At 37.4% G+C, this 20,217-nt stretch carries 16 protein-coding genes; all 16 read right to left on the reverse strand.

The genetic code is table 11. The features are described from left to right. Positions 1-12: 12 nt before the first annotated feature. A complete protein-coding gene (locus F7731_RS03320; protein ID WP_151533338.1) occupies positions 13-1,596 on the reverse strand; it encodes an ABC transporter substrate-binding protein in 1,584 nt (527 codons plus the stop codon). A 74-nt stretch (positions 1,597-1,670) separates the two neighbouring features. After that, positions 1,671-3,011, reverse strand: a complete 1,341-nt coding sequence (locus F7731_RS03325; protein ID WP_151533339.1) for a CapA family protein — start codon at positions 3,009-3,011, stop codon at positions 1,671-1,673. Between the two features lie 100 nt (positions 3,012-3,111). Next, a complete protein-coding gene (locus tag F7731_RS03330; RefSeq protein ID WP_151533340.1) occupies positions 3,112-4,704 on the reverse strand; it encodes an ABC transporter substrate-binding protein in 1,593 nt (530 codons plus the stop codon). A gap of 70 nt (positions 4,705-4,774) precedes the next feature. Next, positions 4,775-6,034, reverse strand: coding sequence for an amidohydrolase (locus tag F7731_RS03335; RefSeq protein ID WP_151533341.1), 1,260 nt, complete (start codon positions 6,032-6,034; stop codon positions 4,775-4,777). A 265-nt stretch (positions 6,035-6,299) separates the two neighbouring features. Further along, entirely contained in the window at positions 6,300-7,322 is a 1,023-nt protein-coding gene (locus tag F7731_RS03340; protein ID WP_151533342.1) for an ABC transporter ATP-binding protein, read from the reverse strand. After that, a complete protein-coding gene (locus F7731_RS03345) occupies positions 7,303-8,319 on the reverse strand; it encodes an ABC transporter ATP-binding protein (protein WP_151533343.1) in 1,017 nt (338 codons plus the stop codon). The genes F7731_RS03340 and F7731_RS03345 overlap by 20 nt, the downstream gene beginning before the upstream one ends. Before the next feature lie 15 nt (positions 8,320-8,334). After that, positions 8,335-9,255, reverse strand: coding sequence for an ABC transporter permease (locus F7731_RS03350; protein WP_151533344.1), 921 nt, complete (start codon positions 9,253-9,255; stop codon positions 8,335-8,337). A 64-nt stretch (positions 9,256-9,319) separates the two neighbouring features. Continuing rightward, positions 9,320-10,270, reverse strand: coding sequence for an ABC transporter permease (locus F7731_RS03355; RefSeq protein ID WP_151533345.1), 951 nt, complete (start codon positions 10,268-10,270; stop codon positions 9,320-9,322). A gap of 556 nt (positions 10,271-10,826) precedes the next feature. Further along, positions 10,827-12,179: a tRNA (N(6)-L-threonylcarbamoyladenosine(37)-C(2))-methylthiotransferase MtaB gene (gene mtaB / locus F7731_RS03360; protein ID WP_151533346.1), complete on the reverse strand. Its 1,353-nt coding sequence runs from the start codon at positions 12,177-12,179 to the stop codon at positions 10,827-10,829. Between the two features lie 6 nt (positions 12,180-12,185). After that, complete coding sequence (locus F7731_RS03365; protein ID WP_151533347.1) at positions 12,186-12,935, reverse strand: 16S rRNA (uracil(1498)-N(3))-methyltransferase; 750 nt, start codon at positions 12,933-12,935, stop codon at positions 12,186-12,188. Positions 12,936-13,035: 100 nt separating this feature from the next. Beyond that, positions 13,036-13,974 carry a 50S ribosomal protein L11 methyltransferase gene (gene prmA / locus F7731_RS03370; RefSeq protein ID WP_151533722.1) on the reverse strand — a complete coding sequence of 313 codons (939 nt, stop codon included), beginning with the start codon at positions 13,972-13,974 and terminating at the stop codon, positions 13,036-13,038. Between the two features lie 170 nt (positions 13,975-14,144). After that, positions 14,145-15,263, reverse strand: a complete 1,119-nt coding sequence (gene dnaJ / locus F7731_RS03375) for a molecular chaperone DnaJ (protein WP_151533348.1) — start codon at positions 15,261-15,263, stop codon at positions 14,145-14,147. A gap of 120 nt (positions 15,264-15,383) precedes the next feature. Then, entirely contained in the window at positions 15,384-17,216 is a 1,833-nt protein-coding gene (gene dnaK / locus F7731_RS03380; protein WP_151533349.1) for a molecular chaperone DnaK, read from the reverse strand. A gap of 27 nt (positions 17,217-17,243) precedes the next feature. Beyond that, positions 17,244-17,843 (reverse strand): nucleotide exchange factor GrpE, encoded by a 600-nt coding sequence (grpE, locus tag F7731_RS03385; RefSeq protein WP_281352195.1) that lies wholly within the window; start codon positions 17,841-17,843, stop codon positions 17,244-17,246. Positions 17,844-17,950: 107 nt separating this feature from the next. Further along, positions 17,951-18,982 (reverse strand): heat-inducible transcriptional repressor HrcA, encoded by a 1,032-nt coding sequence (gene hrcA, locus F7731_RS03390; RefSeq protein WP_151533724.1) that lies wholly within the window; start codon positions 18,980-18,982, stop codon positions 17,951-17,953. 99 nt (positions 18,983-19,081) lie between these two features. Next, entirely contained in the window at positions 19,082-20,215 is a 1,134-nt protein-coding gene (gene hemW / locus F7731_RS03395) for a radical SAM family heme chaperone HemW (protein WP_151533350.1), read from the reverse strand. Positions 20,216-20,217: the final 2 nt, after the last annotated feature.

Below are 20,217 nucleotides of genomic sequence, written 5' to 3' on the forward strand. Positions count from 1 at the left end.
CACTTTGATATATTATTCGTACACTTTTGTATTCCATAGAAGTGGCCCATCTAAAATTGTTAGGCCTTCTACCTTACTTGTTGACGGAAAGAAATCATAGTAGAATCCTAGGTTCGATGCTGGCAAATATTCTTTCCATCCATATTCCTGCAATTCGCCAAATGTTTTTTTGGCTTCTTCAGTAGAAGAAGATGCTTTGATGTCATTTAGGAAATTTACAATGTTTTCATCTTTTGTAAATCCATGCTGATTGTATGTTAAATATAAAATTTGTGACGGCGTTGTAACTGTTGAAACTCCGGTAATAAATATATTCCAATTTTTAGGATCTCTTTCTCTTTCCATCAGTGTAGGCCAGTCATACACATCGAGCTTTGCATTAATACCTGATTTAGCCAATTGTTCTTTTATTACGACCGAAGCATTGTACAAATGGTCGTAATCTCTTGTTGTAAGAATAACGATTTCTTCACCATTGTATCCAGCCTTTTGTAAATATTCCTTTGCCAATTCTAGGTTTGCTTGATTATATGCTTCTTTTCCCGTACTACTGTACCAGCCTTTTTGGCTATTATGCATATAACCACCATCCAATTCGAACAGATCTTTATTGGCTAGGGCACCAAGCATTACTTCTTCTGAATTAATTATGGCATTTACAGCTTTTCTCAAATTAATATCGGTAAGAGCTCCCTCCTCTTTATTGTAGATTAACGATAAGTTTCCATATAGGCTCATATAGGTCTTAAGGTTTGAATCTGCTTTCACTTGTTCGTAGCTATCTATTGGAACCGAATACGCAAAATCATATTGTCCTGTTTGAAGACCCGCAAATCGTGTCGAAGAATCATCAACGATATCAAAATAAAGATCGGTTATGAGCGCTTCTTTTTTTCCACTCATTCCGTCCGGCTCTGTTTTTACAGCTTGATAATCATCAAATTTTGTAAGTTTGATATATTGATCCTGTTTCCACTCTACAAACTTGAAAGGCCCTGTTCCTATATATTCTTTTGCACCTTCGGGCCCTGCGGCTTCAGCTATTTCCTTTGGCATAATTCCAGCAAATTGCTTTGGAGTAGCGAGAACATCAAGCGTTTCAAAATTTGGCTTATCCAGCTGGAAGATTACCTTGTAATCCCCATCAACTTCAAACTGAGCATCTCCGAAGGCCACTTTTGCAGCTGGAGAAGCTTTAAGCCAATGGTTCATAGATGCTACAACATCTTCCGCTTTCATTTCTTTGCCGTTATGAAACTTAACCCCCTGTCTTAAAGTAAACGTATATGTTTTTCCATCATCGCTTACATTGTATGTTTCAGCGAGCATTGGTACTGGCTCGTATTTAGAATTAAGTGTGAGGAGCTGTTCGAATATATGTCGTGCAGTATATTTCGTCGAAGCTCCGGCTGTCATTGCTGGATCAAGAGTTGGCGGCTGTCCGTTCAATGCAGCATGCATTTCTGTTTTGGTTTTCCCTTCGGACTCAACAGGTTTATTCCCTGCAGACTCACTTGACTGTTTTCCCTCACCGCTACATGCAACAAGGAAAAATGCCATTAAGACGGCAATAAATCCTTTAAATTTCTTTTTCATACCGTAAATCCTCCCAATAAATAATTTGCATTTACTATTACGCCTTCTATTCGTCAGCCTGATTGGTCACAATATCAACATGAAGTTTTTAAAATTGAATTACAGTATATTTTGCCAATTCCATTCTCAATACTAATCTTTGTGCCAAAAGGTTCTGATAGTTCTTGTAATCGTTTAAGAGTACCTATATTGTTTGAAATGTAAGGAAATCCAGTTTGATGCCTCTTTTTACCGTAATCTAAATCAATTGGGTATATAGTAATTTCTTCTAATTCTCCATTTCTCATTGTCCATGTAGGTAATATAGACTCCATCATTTCTGGTATGCTTAGTAACCCTTTTGTTCCACCTTTTGTTTTCATATCCATTGCTTGCATAACTCCATATTCATTAGGTATATTATGTTTGTCATAGAAATCTTGTGGAAGAACATCTAATGTTTCATTTTGAAAAATGAAATTACCTAAACCATGGAAAATCGGCTTGTTATTATAAATTTCGATACCTCTAATCGTATGAGGACCGTGTCCAATTATTGCATGAGCACCAGCATCTATGAATCTTCTTGCTGCAATTTTAACGAAATCCGCAGCTTCTCTTTTATTAACACCTTTCATTTCATGGGCATGAAAATTCACCACCACATAGTCTGCTTGTCGGCGTGAATCGTCTATTAATCTTTCTATTCGTTTCATATCCTTTTCATTAGTTTCTGTGACAAGCCCTTCTTTATTTCCAACCTCAAATAACATAGGGTAACCATATTGATCATTCCCAAATGGCAAAATATTCTCAGGAAATGGTAAAATAAAAGCTTCATTTATTGCCATTTGCGTAAAAGCATTTATTTCTGTCTTCTCTGCAATTCCTTTTAATACTGTCATTTCTTCTTTACTAATAATATGTCTTCTAACATGACGAAGACCATTTATACCGGGCCTTCCTTTTATATTGTGTCGTTGTTCTGTAGCCATATGAGTCAAATGCGAAACTACTGAAACCGATATAAAGGCGACTCGACCAGCAATGGTATCAAGAAATGCTGGTTTTCCTGCTTCATACAAATTTTCTCCAGTTCCTGTATGTAGTATTCCCGCTCTATCAAGATAGCAATTTGTAGCTTCTAAGCCTTCATAATTATAGTCAAATGCATGGTTATTCGCTGTTCCGACAAGATTAAATCCATATTCCTTTAAATCGTCCAAACGATCTGGTGTTGTTTTTACATGAGTTCCTCCTGAAATTGCACCTGGAATACCCTCATTACAAACAATACTAATTTCCAAGTTTGTAATCCTAGCATCAGCAGATTTTACTATATCCCTAATTTTCATAAAGTTTTCTTCTTGATAACTTGGCACTCTTCTTGTTTGTAAATAATCCCCCGTTGCTACAAAAGAAATGGTGTCTTTCATTTTTTGAACATCCCCTAAATTAAATTTCCATAGTTAATTAAAAAGGTTAACACTTGAACTTTTACCATTATTCAAGTGTTAACCTAGAAAGACATGATATTTACTTATTCAAACTTGTGTTCCAAAGAATAATTCCTTCAAAATAACTATTACCAGCTATACTGTCTCTATAAGCAGAGAAAGTATAAAAGTCCCCAATTTTAATATATGGTACGTATTCACTCCAGTTATACTTTTGTGATTCAACCCATTTATCAAATGCTTCTTCATCTGTCGAAGCGGTTCTGATTTCCTCTGTTAATGATTTAAGTTTCTCAGATTCAGCCCATCCCGGATAAGTAGGATCGAGTGCTAACAATTGAGTTGGGATTGATACGGGAGAAAAACTAGTAATATATGCATCATAACTAGATGGTTCTGTTCGCTTTTGTGTTAAAGTTGGCCAATCCACTATGTCAATTTCCGTTTTAATCCCTAGTGCTTCTAACTGATCTTTCATAACAACAGCAGTATTATAAATATATTCATAATCGCGTGTTGCCAAGATCCTAACCGTTTGACCTTTGTAACTTGATTCTTCTAGAAGCTCTTTCGCTTTTTTAGTATCATTTTGGTTATAAAAATCCTTCCCAGAATCTGTATACCATTTCGCTTGTTCCTGATACATTAATCCATTGTCTAGTCGATAAAAATCCTTATTTCCCATTGCTCCAAATAATATGTCTTCATTATTAATTCCCAGGTTCACTGCTTGTCTAATTTTTTCATCGGTAAAAACACCTTCTTTTTTATTAAAGACAAAACTGATACCTCCATATAAATTAAGCAGAGGAGTGACATCTGAAGAACTTTTAATTTGTTCATAACTATCGTACGGTATTTGATAAGCAAGATCATATTGCCCTGTAGTTATTCCAGCTAATCTAGTAGATCCATCGTTAACAATATTAAAGTATATATTGTCTACTAATGCTTCCTTTTTGCCTGATAAACCTTTTGATGGTGTATTAAGTGATTGGTAGCCATCATACTTTTCTAAGTGGACATATTGATCTTGTTTCCACTCAACAAGTTTGAATGGCCCTGTCCCGACAATCTCATTTATTCCTTCTTCGGGAGCATTTTCAATAATTTCTTTTGGCATGATAGCAGCAAATTGATTTGTAGAGGCAACAATATCAAAGATTCCAATTGTAGGCTTCTTAATCTTCAAGGCTACAACGTAGTCATCTTCAACTACAAATTCCCCTTCTCCAATTGCATTAGCAGCTCTCGTAGATTTCTTTAACCAGCGATTCATTGAAGCAGCTACATCTTCTGCAGTCATTTCCTTACCATTGTGAAACTTGATTCCTTCTCTTAATTTAAATGTATATGTTAATCCGTCCTCGCTTTTTTCAAAAGACTCGGCAAGCATTGGGGCTACTTCATAATTCGGATCCAAAACTAAAAGAGTTTCAAAAATATGTCTAGCGATTTCTTTTGTTGCAGTAGTTGTAGTAATCTGAGGATCTAAAGTTGGCGGTTGTGCATCAATTGCGACATGAATATCGCCACCGCTAACTATAGTCGTACTCTCTTCTGGCTTTTCGCTTTTTTTGGTATCTGATTTATCGGCACTACATCCTGCAATAAATATCGCAAATATCAAAAACATTAAAAGTATGCAGTGATTTTTTAACTTCAAAGTCATTTTACTATTCCCCTTTGATAACTTGTATAAAATTCTATTAAGAGTGGCCTATTCGTTTATTTATAATCATTCATGATAGCATTCGTCTTGCGATATTCTCCAAAAGATTAACAGCAAGTGGCAGCACATTTTCATCTATATCAAATTCATGATGATGATGTGGTGCAGGCAGTGGAGACCCGATATTCATATAAGTTCCCTTTCCACCAAGTTCTTGGACACGATTAATGAAGAAAGAAGCATCTTCGCTTCCAACACTTACGTCACTATCCTCTTTAAAAGTCGTAAAACCATTTATTTTTTTAGCTTCTTGAAGAACGATAGAAACCAATTCAGGATCTGGCTGAATTGTAGTAGATCCTCCAATTATCTTCGTTTCATATGTAAGACCATGCATTTCAGCACTATGTTTAATAATTTTATAAACTCTATTTAATAATTCATCACATATATCTGCTTTATCTGATCTTACTTCTACAACCATGGAAGCCTGTTGAGGTATGATATTCGCAGCTGTACCTCCTTTCAAAATCCCTACATTTACTCTTGTTATTCCGCCACTAAAGCGTGGGAGAGCATGTATATTAAGTAAGGCAGTCGCTGCCCCTAATAATGCGTTGCATCCTTTTTCAGGAGTACCACCAGCGTGCGAAGGCACACCATGGAATTCAACTTCCAATTTTGATGAAGCTAAAAATGTAGAATTACCACCATGCACTTCTCCAAGTGGAAGATCCAATCCTAGATGAGAGCAAAAAATAAAGTCTACATCATCTACTACTCCTTTTTGGGTCATTGCGTATGCGCCGCGCCCTCCTTCTTCAGCTGGTTGGAAAATTAATTTTAATGTCCCACAAAAATCTCTGTTTGCTAATCTTTCGGCTAATGCAAGCCCCATCGCTGTATGCCCATCGTGAGCGCATGCATGCATGTTACCATTGAATTTAGAATTAAAACCTAGTGAAAACGGAAAATGCTCGGCGTTTGTACTTTCCTGAATTGGTAATGCATCCATATCAAAACGGAAGGCTACTGTAGGACCTTTTCTTTTACCTTCTAACACTCCAACAACAGCTGTATTACCTCCAGTCATTCTTTCTAGTATAGTTTGGTTCGCTCCATGTTGAGATGCTCTAGAAAAAGCCTCATCTAATATATTTTGAGTGGGAACTCCCCGACGGGATTGTTCGTCTATCACATCTCTACCATACAAAACCTTGTAATTAAGCGACTCTAAAATTTCAACTACTTTCGAAGCTGTCCAAAATTCAGTAAAGCCTAATTCCGGGTGCTTATGAAATTCCCTTCGTAATGATATAACTTCCATAATAATTCCCCCCTCAACTTTTTGGCAATTCTGAAAACAAAAAACACAAATACCTAATTACTTATAAATGGATATTTTGTTAATTGATAAATAAGTAGTTACTCTATGATTCTCCTCCATCTAGTACTTGAAGTTCCAATTTCATTTGAACAAGCCTCCCACCTTTTAATAAAACAAAAGACCTTCACCAAATGGTGAATAAGGCTTTCGTAAAGTAGAACTTCACATATTGGAGGAATCTCCCCCGATAATATAACAAATCATCACCCTATTTATCATAGAGATGGCAAGCTACATTATGTTCATTTGTTATCATTTTCTTTTGTGGTATTTCTATTTTGCACCTTTCTTCCGCGAATGGACATCTTGTATGAAAAACACAACCTGAAGGAGGATTCATAGGAGAAGGTAAATCGCCTTTTAATATGATCCTTTCTCTTTTCGTTTCTAAATTCGGCACCGGGACCGCGGATAAAAGCGCCTTCGTATACGGATGTAAAGGTTCTGCAAACAATACATCTGTAGGAGCCTCTTCCACTAATTTTCCCAGATACATGACACCGATCCGGTCAGAAATATGGCGAACGACACTCATATCATGTGAGATAAAGAGATAACTTAAATTTAATTCTGATTGTATTTTTTTCAATAAGTTAAGGATTTGAGATTGAATCGAAACGTCCAGTGCCGAGACTGGTTCATCCATGATTAAAATTTTTGGATTCAAAATAAGCGCCCTAGCAAGCCCGATCCGTTGTCTTTGGCCTCCCGAAAACTCATGCGGATAGCGATAATAATGTTCAAGTTGCAAACCAACCGTACTTAATATTTCCATTACAATTTCCGTTCGTTCTTTAGCACTTCCAATATTATGAATGACCAATGGTTCCTCAAGCGTATTTCCAATTCTTTTTCTCGGGTTTAATGAAGAATATGGATCCTGAAAAACCATTTGAATATCTTGACGCACTTTTCTTAATTCTTGATTTGAAATCTTAAAAATATCCTTTCCATTATAAAGTGCTTGGCCTTCAGTAGGATTAGTTAGCTTTAGTAGAGTACGGCCTGTTGTGCTTTTTCCACATCCAGATTCCCCAACAAGCCCATAAGTCTCCCCCTTAAATAGTGTAAAAGAAACATCATTCACAGCTTGAACAAATGTTTGTTCCTTATTGAAGTTTAAAAGACTCTTTTTTACAGGAAAAAATTTCTTTAAATTCTTTAACTCTAAAAGCGGGTCTTTATCTTTGATTTCTCCATTTTTTCTAGATTCAAGTAGTTGTATTGACATCTGCCGCAACCTCCTGTTGAGTAAGAATTTTTTCAAAATGCCAGCATTTCACTTTTTGTGAAGATGTGTGATCAAAAACAGGTGGCGAAGACGTAATGCATTGTTCATCTGCATATGGACATCGTGTTGAAAAACGACATCCTTTCGGTACTCGTGTTAATGGAGGAACCGTTCCTTCGATCGTATGTAACTCTTCTGTTTTATCTCCATCTAATTGTGGGATCGATTTAATTAGACCTTGTGTATAAGGATGCAACGGTCTAGTGAAAAGCTCCTCGATACTTGCTTCTTCAACAATTTCACCTAAATACATAACGACAACCCTTGAACATAACTCTGCAACCACTCCTAAGTCGTGAGTGATAAAAATGATTCCCATATCTAATTCAGTATTTAAATTTTTCATTAAATCCAAAATTTGAGCTTGAATCGTAACATCCAATGCTGTTGTTGGTTCATCCGCAATTAATAATTGTGGACGGCATGCTAAGGCAACTGCAATCATTGCTCTTTGCCGCATCCCACCGGAAAGATTATGCGGATATTCCTTTGCCCTACTCTCAGGAGATGGGATTCCTACTAATTTTAATAGTTCAATTGCTTTCTTTTCAGCTTCCTTTTTTCCAACCTTTTGATGTAAAATAATAGATTCTGCAATTTGACGGCCAATTGTATGCACTGGGTTCAACGTACTAAGCGGGTCTTGAAAAATCATCGAAATTTCATTTCCCCTTACTTTATTCATTTCCTTTTTACTTATTTTAAGGAGGTTTTTCCCTTTGAAGTTAATCTCACCCTCATATTCAACTGTACCCGCTTCAAATAGTTGAAGAATAGTTTGGGACATCACGCTTTTACCACAACCAGATTCTCCAACTACACCCAATATTTCTCCTTTTTTAACATCAAAAGATACCCCATTCACAGCCGTTACATTCCCAGTTTCTGTATAAAAATGCGTTTTAAGATCATTTATTTTCAATAATACGTTCGTCATTATGCACTTCCCCCTTTATCTAGCAACCTTAGCTCTTTTCTTTTTAACCTTTTTATAATGGGGGTCCATTATGTCTCTCAACCCATCACCTAAGGAATTAAGACCGATTACAGATAAGATAATCATTAATCCTGGAAAGACAGTCATCCACCATCCATTAAAAATAACAAGCTTTCCGTCATACAGGATATTACCCCAACTAGGCGCAGGAGCCGGAATCCCCGCACCTAGAAAACTAAGGGCAGCTTCAGTAATAATAGAATCAGCAAATATGAAGGTTGCCTGTACAATTAGTGGTGAAAGTACGTTAGGAGCAACGTGTAGCCAAATAATTCGCGCCTGGCTTGCCCCTTGAGCTTTCATTGCCTCAATATATGTTTGTTCACGAACGACTAGTGCAGCAGACCGAACAATACGGGCTACATATGGAGTAAATACAAAACTTAAAGCAATAATTACATTTCTTACGTTAGGGCCTAAAGCTGCCATTAAAGCAATTGCCAACAAGATGGCTGGGATTGCCATTAGCCCATCACAAATTCGCATTAAAATATGGTCTAAGGCTTTGTACATACTAGCAAATAAACCTATTGTCAAACCTACAACGGAAGTAATGATTGCTATTGAGAATCCTACGCCTATTGAGGCCCTTGCTCCATAGACAATCCGAGATAACAAATCTCTTCCAAAGTTATCTGTTCCTAGTAAATGCTCTGAACTAGGCAGTTGAAGACGGTTGCTTACTACCATTTCATACGGACTATATCCTACAATAAATGGACCTACTAAAGCCAATAATACTAAAAAGGAAAAAACAATAATTCCTATCATCATAGAAACATTGGTAGTAAACCGTTTTTTCAATAGTTGCTGCTGCTCTTTTTTTAATTTTTTTCTTGCTGCTGAAAGAGTTAATGTGCTCCCTACGCCCTCCATAATAAGCCTCCTAATAACCGAAAATTCAGTATTTAATAGTGATAAAAGATCATCACTTTCAAGTCTACTTTTCTCCTAATCTAACACGTGGATCAATGACTCCATAAAGTATATCAATAATAAGGTTAATCATTACGTATACAAATGTAACAAATAGCACTATTCCTTGTATGACAGTATAGTCTCGACGTGCAACTGAATTAATGATTAACGATCCTATACCAGGTATATTAAAAATCGTTTCAGTTACTACCGCTCCCGTCACTAATCCCCCAAAAGTTATTCCGATAACAGTTAGAATTGGAAGAAAAGCATTTCTTAATGCATGACTGTAAATAACCTTTCTTTCAACTACCCCTTTAGCGCGGGCCATTTTAATATAATTCGTATTTAAAACTTCCAGCATTGAAGATCTAGTCATTCTTGCAATTAAAGCGGCTTGGATTGACCCTAATGAAATGGCTGGCATTATTAAATATTTTATATGATCCCATATTCCTTTTTCCAGAGGACGGTATCCAGCTACAGGTAGCCATTGTAGCTGTACTCCAATAAGTAATACTAAAAACATTGCAAGTAGAAAGCTTGGTATTGCCATACCAAGTAATGAAATTCCCATAACAGTTTGATCTGTAGCTGTACCTCGCTTTATTGCAGCAATTATACCTAGGGGTATTGCAATACATAAAGCAATGATTTCTGCTAAGATAGCGAGCGATAAAGTTGGGCCAATATGGCTCATGATTGCTTCATTGACTGACATATTCATGTGATACGATAAGCCTAAATCACCAACTACAGCTTTTTTTATCCAGTTCAAATATTGCTCATAAATTGGTCTATCTAATCCAAGTTGTGCCCTAGCCTCTGCTAGCTGTTCTTCTGTTGCTTCCTCTCCTAACATATATGAGGTTGGATCCCCTGGGGTGAGATGAATAATTGAAAATATAACTATCGATACGACAAATAATACAGGAATTAAGGCAAACAATCGTTTTATTATATAAGACCACATCAAAGACTACCTCCCGTAAATAAAGTTTGATAAACAGCTTCTCTTAATGAATTCCGTACTTCTTTGTATTAAACCGTAAATTGGATAAATCCCCCTCCATTAAATATGCTTTCATTTTTTCTCCATATCTCTTTATCCTCTTTTTCTGCACGAATAAGTTCTAATTTGTAAACGCTATCCAAGAGGAGAATGAAAACTCATATGTACAATGTGTTCCAAATAAAACACTGTATGATTTGAAATATTTGTAGCTCAATAGTATATTTCCCTACAAATATTTCCTATTAACTACGCATCATCAATATAGGGATGAGATTAATAGAAGTTTCCCAAAACTACTATCCCTATTTTATCTCATAATTTTAGGTTGTTTCCGTTGTCACCTCCAAGTCCTATTTATCTGACTTATTGAAATATTATCATATTTACTTTTCCTAATCTACAATTTTTTCAGAATATTCCTATTCACAATCCAAATTAACGAGAATATATTTTTACTTTTTCTAATAGATAAGAAAAAGGAATTACCATTTAAAAATGGTAATTCCTTTTTCATTTATACCGCTGCTTCTTCACAGTTTTCCAGTTCATCTAATACTCTTACAAACTGTCCCTCATTGTATGGATAGCCTGCTTTTGTAATTTTGACTTTCACAATTTGTCCGACCATTTCTTCAGTTGCTTGGAAAACGACTTTCAGATAATTATCCGTATAGCCGACGTATAGGCCACTTTCTTGCTGATCCTTAAATTCTTCTTCCGGAATTACTTCAAGAACTTCTCCTTCGAATTGAGATGCGTATTCCTTTGCAAGCTGATCAGATAATGCAATTAAGCGATGGACACGCTCATTTTTCACTTCTTCGTCAATTTGGTCTTCCATTCTAGCTGCAGGTGTTCCCGTTCGTTTGGAGTACGGGAACACGTGGAGCTCTGAGAATTTATGTTCTTTAATAAAATTATAGGTTTCCATAAACTCTTCTTCTGTTTCACCTGGGAAGCCTACAATAACATCAGAAGTGACAGCTAAGCCTGGTAGAGCTTCCTTTAAGCGATCTAAACGCTCGCCAAAGAACTCCATCGTATACTTTCTGCGCATTCTCTTTAAAACCGTATTTGATCCTGATTGCAGCGGAATATGAAGATGTCTAACGATCATGTTAGAATTATTTATTACCTCAATGACCTCATCAGTAATTTGGCTCGCTTCAATAGAAGAGATTCTAATTCGCTTTAATCCCTTTACTTGAGCTTCCAAATCATGAAGAAGCATGGCTAAGTTATAATCCTTCATGTCTTCTCCATAGCCGCCAGTATGAATTCCTGTAAGGACAATTTCTTTATAGCCTGCATCAACTAATTGCTGTGCTTGGCGAATGACCTCTTGCGGATCTCTTGATCTCATTAATCCGCGTGCCCAAGGTATAATGCAGAATGTACAGAAGTTATTGCAGCCCTCTTGAATTTTAAGAGAGGCACGAGTACGATCAGTAAAAGCAGGTACATCAAGCTCTTCGTAAACGCGGCTTTTCATAATATTGCCTACTCCATTAATCGGCTGGCGCTCCTGTTTATATTGTTCGATATAATCTAGCATTTTCACGCGATCTTGAGTTCCTACGACGATATCAACTCCTGGTATCGCCATAATTTCTGCTGGAGAGGTTTGCGCGTAACAGCCTGTTACACAAATAACCGCATCTGGGTTCTTTCGAATCGCTCTGCGGATAACTTGACGGCTTTTCTTATCTCCTGTATTTGTTACTGTACAAGTATTGATCACATAAACGTCGGATATTGATTCAAAATCAACCCGTTCATATCCAGTTTCTTTAAATAATTGCCAAATGGCTTCTGTTTCATAATGATTCACTTTACAGCCAAGTGTATGAAATGCAACTGTCGGCATATTTTTTCACTCCATTAGTTCAAAATGATAAGAAACAGCTGATAATGCGTATAACGGTGCTGTTTCGGTTCTTAATATTCGTGGACCTAATCCGCATGCATGAAAGCCGTTTTCTTTTAATAAAGATACTTCCTGCTCGGTTAATCCGCCTTCAGGTCCAAATACAATCATAAGTGACTGGCTCTGTTTTATGTTAGCTAATGTTTTATATAGTTCGGACTTTTCTCCCTGCTTCGCCTCTTCCTCAAAGGCAATCAATTTATAATCGTAATCCTCAGCTATTTTTATTAAAGCCTTCATATTTTGAGGAGTTATGACTTCAGGCAGATTGGTTCGATGAGATTGTTCAGCCGCTTCTTTAGCAATTTTCTGCCAGCGTTCGAGTTTCTTCGCACCCTTTTTCTCATCCCATTTTACTACTGAGCGTGCTGAAATAAAAGGGATAAACCTATATGCACCAAGTTCCGTTCCCTTTTGGATAATCCATTCAAGCTTATCCCCTTTAGGCAATCCGCTCACAATTGTAATATTAATCGGCAATTCTGGGGACTCTTCTTCCCATTTTACAACTTCTGCAATCACTTTTTCAGAGGTAATTTCTGCAATTGAACAGACAGCACTTTTTTTCATTGGATCTACACAAATGAGATTGTCACCTTCTTTCATTCTCATCACACGAACGATATGGTGATAATCATCATCTGTAATAGTGAAGTAATTATCGATTGCAGATTGATTGACAAAATAACGCTGCAAAATGGACACCCTCTTTTCTGCCTATTATTAACGTATAAAAAGAGGGAACTATTACAAGGCTCCCTCTTTCTTTTTGAAATCTGATTTTAATTGCCTCAGGCTACATTCTTTTCCCAATGATAGCAACCCAATCTTCCATCTGGATTGTTTCCTCGATCTGAAATCCAGCAGCTATCATAGCGTCTTTTACATCCTGCTTTTTCTGCAGGATAATGCCTGATGCAATAAAGAACCCGTCTTTTTTCACAACTGAAGCTACATCATCTGTAAATCGGAGGATCACTTCTGCTAAAATATTTGCAACCACAATGTCTGCTTTTTCACTGATGCCGTCGAGCAAATTATTTTGAGCTACAGTTACGACATCATGAACTTTATTCAGTTCAATATTTTGCCGAGCAGAGTTAACAGCAACCTCATCAAGGTCAAGTGCTGTTACTTTTTCAGCGCCAAGCATGGCAGCTGCAATACTTAATACTCCTGAGCCAGTTCCGACATCGACAATCTGATCTCCTTTGTTGACGGTTCTTTCTAACGCTTGAATACACATCACTGTTGTCGGATGAGTACCTGTTCCGAAAGCCATTCCCGGATCCAGTTCTATAATTAACTCATCACTGGAAACAGGCGTGTACTCTTCCCAAGTAGGAACGATCGTAAACCTTTCAGAAATCTTTACAGGATGGTAGTATTTCTTCCAGGCAGTTGCCCACTCCTCTTCATTAACCTCACTGATGCTAATATCATTTTTGCCAATATCAATATTATATAAAAGGAGATTATTGATTTCTTCCTTAATTCCATCTATCGTTTCAGCAAGAAAGCTATTGATAGGTAAGTAAGCTTTGACGATTACCCCTTCTTCCGGATAGTCTAATGGATTGAGCTGGTAGATTTCACCGAATTGATCTTTTCTTTCTTTAATAAGTTCCAATGGATCTTCAATGACAACTCCACTTGCTCCTGCTTCATGCAAGATATTTGAAATTGGTTCTACTGCCTCATTTGTAGTATGAATACTGATTTCTGACCATTTCAATGCTTCCAACTCCATTTCCATAAAGTGAAACTTCATTCAGTGGGGGCGCCTTTTCCCCACTGAATGTTAGTTGAACTTAACGGGCCTTTACGGGCTGTTTGATCTCCCGCTTGAAGAAGTTCGTTTTTCAACTTCTTCAAGTGGGAGTCTTACAGCCCGTTAATCTGCGATTAATCGCCTTTAAATGCACGCTTTACTTTATCAAAAAAGCTTTCTTCATGTTCTCCTTGAGGAACTTGACCACTGATTTCTGCAAATTCCTGCAGCAGCTGTTTCTGTTTCTCTGACAGCTTTGTTGGGGTTACGATGCGAACGATGATATGCTGATCTCCTTTACCATGGCCTCTTACATTTTGGATCCCCTTTTCCTTTAATCGGAACTTAGTACCTGTCTGAGTTCCAGCTGGGACTTTTAATTTTACCTTTCCGTATAAGGTAGGAACCTCTACTTCATCCCCTAAGGCAGCCTGAACAAAGGTGATTGGCATTTCACAGTAGACATCATCGCCGTCACGCTCAAAAAACTCATGAGCACGAACATAGAAAACAACATATAAATCTCCAGATGGACCGCCATTAACTCCCGGTTCCCCTTGACCAGCTACTCTTAGCTGTTGGCCATCATCAATTCCCGCCGGAATTTTAACAGAAATTTTTCTGCGCTTTTTAACTTTGCCTTTTCCGCTGCAAGTAGAACATTTATGCTTAATTTGCTTTCCAGTGCCGTTACAATGATGACATGTTCTTCGATTGACGATTCTGCCAAATGGCGTATTTTGTTCAATATTAATCTGTCCAGATCCATGGCAATGTCCACATGTTTCAGGCTTTGTTCCTGGCTTTGCACCTGATCCGTGACAAGTTTCACATGTTTCTTCACGTGGAATTTCAATTTCTGTTTCCTTACCAAAAACGGCATCCTCAAAAGATAAAGTCATTGTGTATTGTAAATCCGCACCTTGACGAGGTGCGTTTGGATCTCTTCTGCTTGAGCCACCGCCAAAGAATGTGCTGAAAATATCTTCAAAGCCGCCGAAGCCTTCAAAGCCACCGCCTCCAAAGCCTTGATTAGGATCGACATGGCCAAATTGATCGTAATGAGCACGTTTTTGGTCATCACTTAACACTTCATAAGCTTCTGTTACTTCTTTGAATTTCTCGTCTGCATCCGGTTCTTTATTAATGTCTGGATGATATTTTTTGGATAGCTTTCGATAAGCCTTTTTTAATTCATCCTTAGATGCCCCTTTACTGACACCAAGGACTTCATAGTAATCCCTTTTACTCACTGATTACCACTCCCCGATTCTTTTCACATAAAGATTATTTTAACATTTTCTATTCAAAAATAAAAGTCAAAGTCAAGAAAGACCTGACTTTGACTTTTTCATCAATTAAGGTTGTAGGACTTATTTATCGTCTTTAACCTCTTCGAATTCTGCATCTACTACATTGTCATCGTTGCTTTTACCTTCTTGGCCTTGTGCACCTTGAGCCGCTTGAGCTTGCTGAGCAGCTTCTTCATAAAGCTTCATTGTAAGAGCTTGAACGATTTCTTGTAAAGCATCTTTCTTCGCTTTAATTTCTTCTAAATCATTCTTTTCAATAGCAGCTTTTAAAGCATCTTTTGCTTCATTGGCTTTTGCCACTTCAGCTTCATCCACTTTGCCTTCAAGATCCTTCATCGTTTTTTCAGTTGTAAAGACAAGCTGATCTGCTTCATTGCGAAGCTCTACTTCTTCTTTGCGCTTCTTATCTGCTTCTGCATTTTCTTCAGCTTCTCTTACCATTTTTTCGATTTCTTCATCAGATAATCCAGTTGAAGATTTAATCGTGATCGCTTGTTCTTTATTTGTACCAAGATCTTTTGCACGAACATTTACAATTCCGTTTTTATCGATATCAAAAGAAACTTCGATTTGCGGAATTCCTCTTGGAGCAGGCGGAATATCGCCTAACTGGAAGCGGCCTAATGTTTTATTGTCTGCTGCCATTGGACGCTCACCTTGAAGAACATGAATATCAACAGCTGACTGATTATCTGCAGCAGTTGAGAATACTTGTGATTTAGATGTTGGGATTGTTGTGTTACGATCAATCAGCTTTGTAAACACGCCACCCATTGTTTCGATTCCAAGTGAAAGTGGTGTAACGTCTAGAAGGACAACATCCTTAACGTCACCAGAGATTACTCCACCTTGGATTGACGCACCCATTGCTACTACTTCATCTGGGTTAACCCCTTTATGCGGCTCCTTGCCTGTTTCTTTCTTAATGGCTTCTTGTACAGCTGGAATACGAGTTGATCCACCAACAAGAATAACCTTATCGATTTCAGCAGGTGAAAGGCCAGCATCTTTTAACGCTTGTCGAGTAGGGCCCATTGTACGTTCAACTAAATCAGCTGTAAGTTCATCAAATTTAGCTCTTGTTAAATTGATTTCAAGATGTAATGGACCAGCTTCCCCTGCTGTAATGAACGGTAAGGAAATTTGCGTCGAAGTCACACCTGATAAATCCTTTTTCGCTTTTTCAGCAGCATCCTTTAAACGCTGTGTAGCCATTTTATCTTTTGAAAGATCAATGCCATTTTCTTTTTTGAATTCCTGAACTAAATAGTCGATAATTGCTTGGTCAAAATCATCGCCGCCAAGACGGTTATCACCAGCTGTTGCCTTAACATCAAATACACCGTCTCCAAGTTCAAGAATGGATACGTCAAATGTACCGCCACCAAGGTCGAATACAAGAATTGTTTGGTCTTCATCTGTTTTATCCATACCATAAGCTAAAGCAGCTGCTGTTGGCTCGTTAATAATACGCTCAACTTCAAGACCAGCGATTGTACCAGCATCTTTTGTTGCTTGGCGCTCAGCATCGTTAAAGTAAGCAGGGACTGTAATAACAGCTTTCGTTACTGTTTCACCAAGATACTCTTCAGCGTATGATTTTAAGTGTTGAAGAATGATTGCAGAAATTTCTTGCGGTGTATACTTTTTATCTTCTGCCTCAACTTTAAAATCTGTCCCCATGTGACGCTTTACAGACATAATTGTATTAGGATTTGTTATTGCTTGACGTTTTGCTACTTCCCCAACTTGACGTTCCCCATTTTTAAAAGCAACAACAGAAGGAGTTGTACGGTTACCCTCTGGATTTGGAATAACTTTTGCCTCTCCGCCTTCTAAAACGGAAACACATGAGTTTGTTGTACCTAAATCGATTCCAATGATTTTGCTCATGTTTTCTTACCTCCCAAAATATGTAACTTATAAATTTACTTTGACCATGGCTGGACGGATCACTCTGTCCTTTAAAATATAGCCTTTTTGGAATTCCTCAACTACTATATTTGACTCGACACCTTCCACTTCTACTTGCATAACTGCTTGATGGACTTGTGGATCAAATTCTTTTCCGACAGCTTCAATCTGTTCTGCTCCTTCATTTTTCAGAGCTTCCAGCAAACCTCGATAAACCATTTCCATTCCTTGAAGAACAGATTTCATTTGTTCATTATCAGTTTCCATTTGCAGTGCTCTCTCGAAATTATCGATAGAAGGCAGTAAGTCGGAAATTAATTTTTGAGCTCTATATTTTTCAGACGATTCAAGATCTAATCTTGCTCTACGTCTGGAATTATCAAAATCGGCTTGCAGACGATAGTAACGATTTTCCACTTCTGCTAGTTTGGCTTCTAGCTCAACTGTTTTTTCCTGTGCATGCACAAGTTGATCTTCTAAAGAAGCTTCCTCAGAAGAAGTTTCGTTCACTGCTTCTGCAGCTCCCGAATCGTTTACTTCAGTCTCTACAGCTTGATCAGAATTTTGGATTGTTTCTTCTTCTAAAATATTTTTTTCATCTGCCAATTTTTTCACCTCCCTTAAAGGGTAGTAAGCATTTTATAAACAGGGAAATTGGCCCCTATTTTAATTTGAAGGGGCCCCTGCTCCATCCTTAGTCAATATTGCCAACGTCAATCGCTTTGATACAGCTTTGTTAGTACGGAAGATAAGTCCGTACTAATATAATCTAATAGACTGATGACGCGAGAATACTCCATTCTTGTTGGACCTAAGATGGCAATTGTTCCAAGCTGTTCTGCCCCCATTGAATATGTTGCCGTAATTAAGCTGCAATTTTCCATTGCAGAATTTTTATTTTCTTTACCAATTTTAATATTAATCCCTGATTTATTCTTGCGGATCAGTTCATAAATGCTGTCTTCATGTTCAATCATGGCCATTAAACTTTTTATTTTATCAATGTCATGAAACTCAGGCTGTAATAGCATATTAGCTTTGCCGCTAAAGAACAGCTTCTCATGTGACGGGACTTTAAGCGTATCGGCAAGCGAATGCAATATATAATCATAATTACTAATATGCTGTCGCAAAAGTATCGCTACTTCTTTATAAATTTTATCGTTTAAGCTTTCAATTGGAGCACCAGCTAAGCGGTCATTCAAAATATTGACGAGCTTTTCAAGTTCCCCAGCGTCCATTGTTTCAGGCAAATGAAACATTCGATTCTCTACATGACCAGAATCTGTAACGATAATAGCAATGGCTGTCTGATTGTTTAAAGGGATAATTTGAATCTTCTTCAATTTATTATCCTTAACGGCTGGTCCTAACACAATGGATGTATAATTTGTTAACTCTGAAAGAATTTTAGCTGATTTTTGCACGATTATTTCAAGTTCAAAAATCCGTTCAGCAAATACAGATTTAAGCATTTTAACATCTTGCTCTTTCAGCTTTTGTGGAGAGAGCAAATGATCCACATAGTAACGATACCCTTTTTCGGAAGGAATTCTTCCTGATGAGGTGTGTGTCTTTTCAATAAACCCCAGCTCTTCTAAATCTGACATTTCATTACGAATGGTCGCGGAGCTAAATGCTATTTTGTCTTTTTTCGACAAACTTCTCGAACCAACTGGCTGCGCAGATTGAATAAAATCATCAACAATAACCTGAAAGATCAATAATTGGCGTTCAGTCAACACAATTATCACCTCTGTTAGCACTCCTTAGCTGCGAGTGCTAATTCTACTAATAAATTATCAAATCAATGGTTTGGTGTCAATAATAACGCAGAGTATTTTTTACTTAAGAAAATACTGAAACACTTCATTTCCAAGAAATCGACCTTTCATTGATAACTGGATTTCTTTGTCGGTCACGTGTATTAGGCCACGGCCGATCAATTCGTCTAATTCTTTTTTAAACATTTTAAGCGGATTTTCGCTGAACTTCTCCATAAAACGGGAAATTTCAACGCCTGCAGTCTTTCTTAGACCAAGAAACATTTCTTCTTCAATTTGCTCTGAGCGGGTTACTTGATGTTCATCGAGTATTGGCAAATATCCTGTTTTTAGTGTGTCCATATATTTTTTTATCGGACCATGATTGGAAATCCGCTTCCCATTTACATATCCATGGGCACCCGCTCCAAATCCGTAATACCATTCATTATTCCAATAAGTAAGATTATGTCTACTTTCATAACCTGGTTTGGAAAAATTACTGATTTCATATTGCTTGAAGCCATGCTTATCCATCTCTTCCATTAAGGTTTCGTACATTTCCGCTTCTGCATCTTCCCCAGGAGACTGAAGCTTACCTTTTCTCATCAAGTTATAAAAAACGGTCTTAGGCTCAATAATGAGAGAGTATCCAGAATAGTGCACAATATCTAATGTGAATGCGGTCTGAAGGGTGTCTTTAAAATCCTTTACTGTTTGTCCAGGCAAACTATAGATTAAATCAATGCTTATATTATGGAAGCCCGTTTTCTTAGCTGCCTCGACAGACTGAAAAACATCCTTTGCTCTATGCACTCTGCCAATTTTCTTGAGGAGCTCCTCATTAAATGTCTGTACCCCGAAGCTAATTCTGTTAACTCCTGCAGCATATAAGATTCGCAGCTTTTCTTCGGAAAGGTCGCCTGGATTAGCTTCAAACGTAAATTCTGTCTCTTCATCGTAAGGTAAATATTCTTTGATGATGTGGCATAGCTTTTCAAGCTGTTGTTCGTTTAATGCCGTTGGCGTTCCTCCACCGATAAAAATGGTATTTAATTTCTTTGTTGGTGCTTCATTTAATGTAAGTTCCATTTCCTTAGCGAGATAATCCAAATATTCATCGACAGGCTGACCTTTTAAAAATACTTTATTAAAATCACAATAGTGGCAAATATGCTCACAAAAAGGAATGTGAATATAGGCTGCTTGCATCATTT

The sequence above is a fragment of the Cytobacillus depressus genome (genome assembly GCF_008923245.1).
Taxonomy (GTDB): domain Bacteria; phylum Bacillota; class Bacilli; order Bacillales; family Cytobacillaceae; genus Cytobacillus; species Cytobacillus depressus.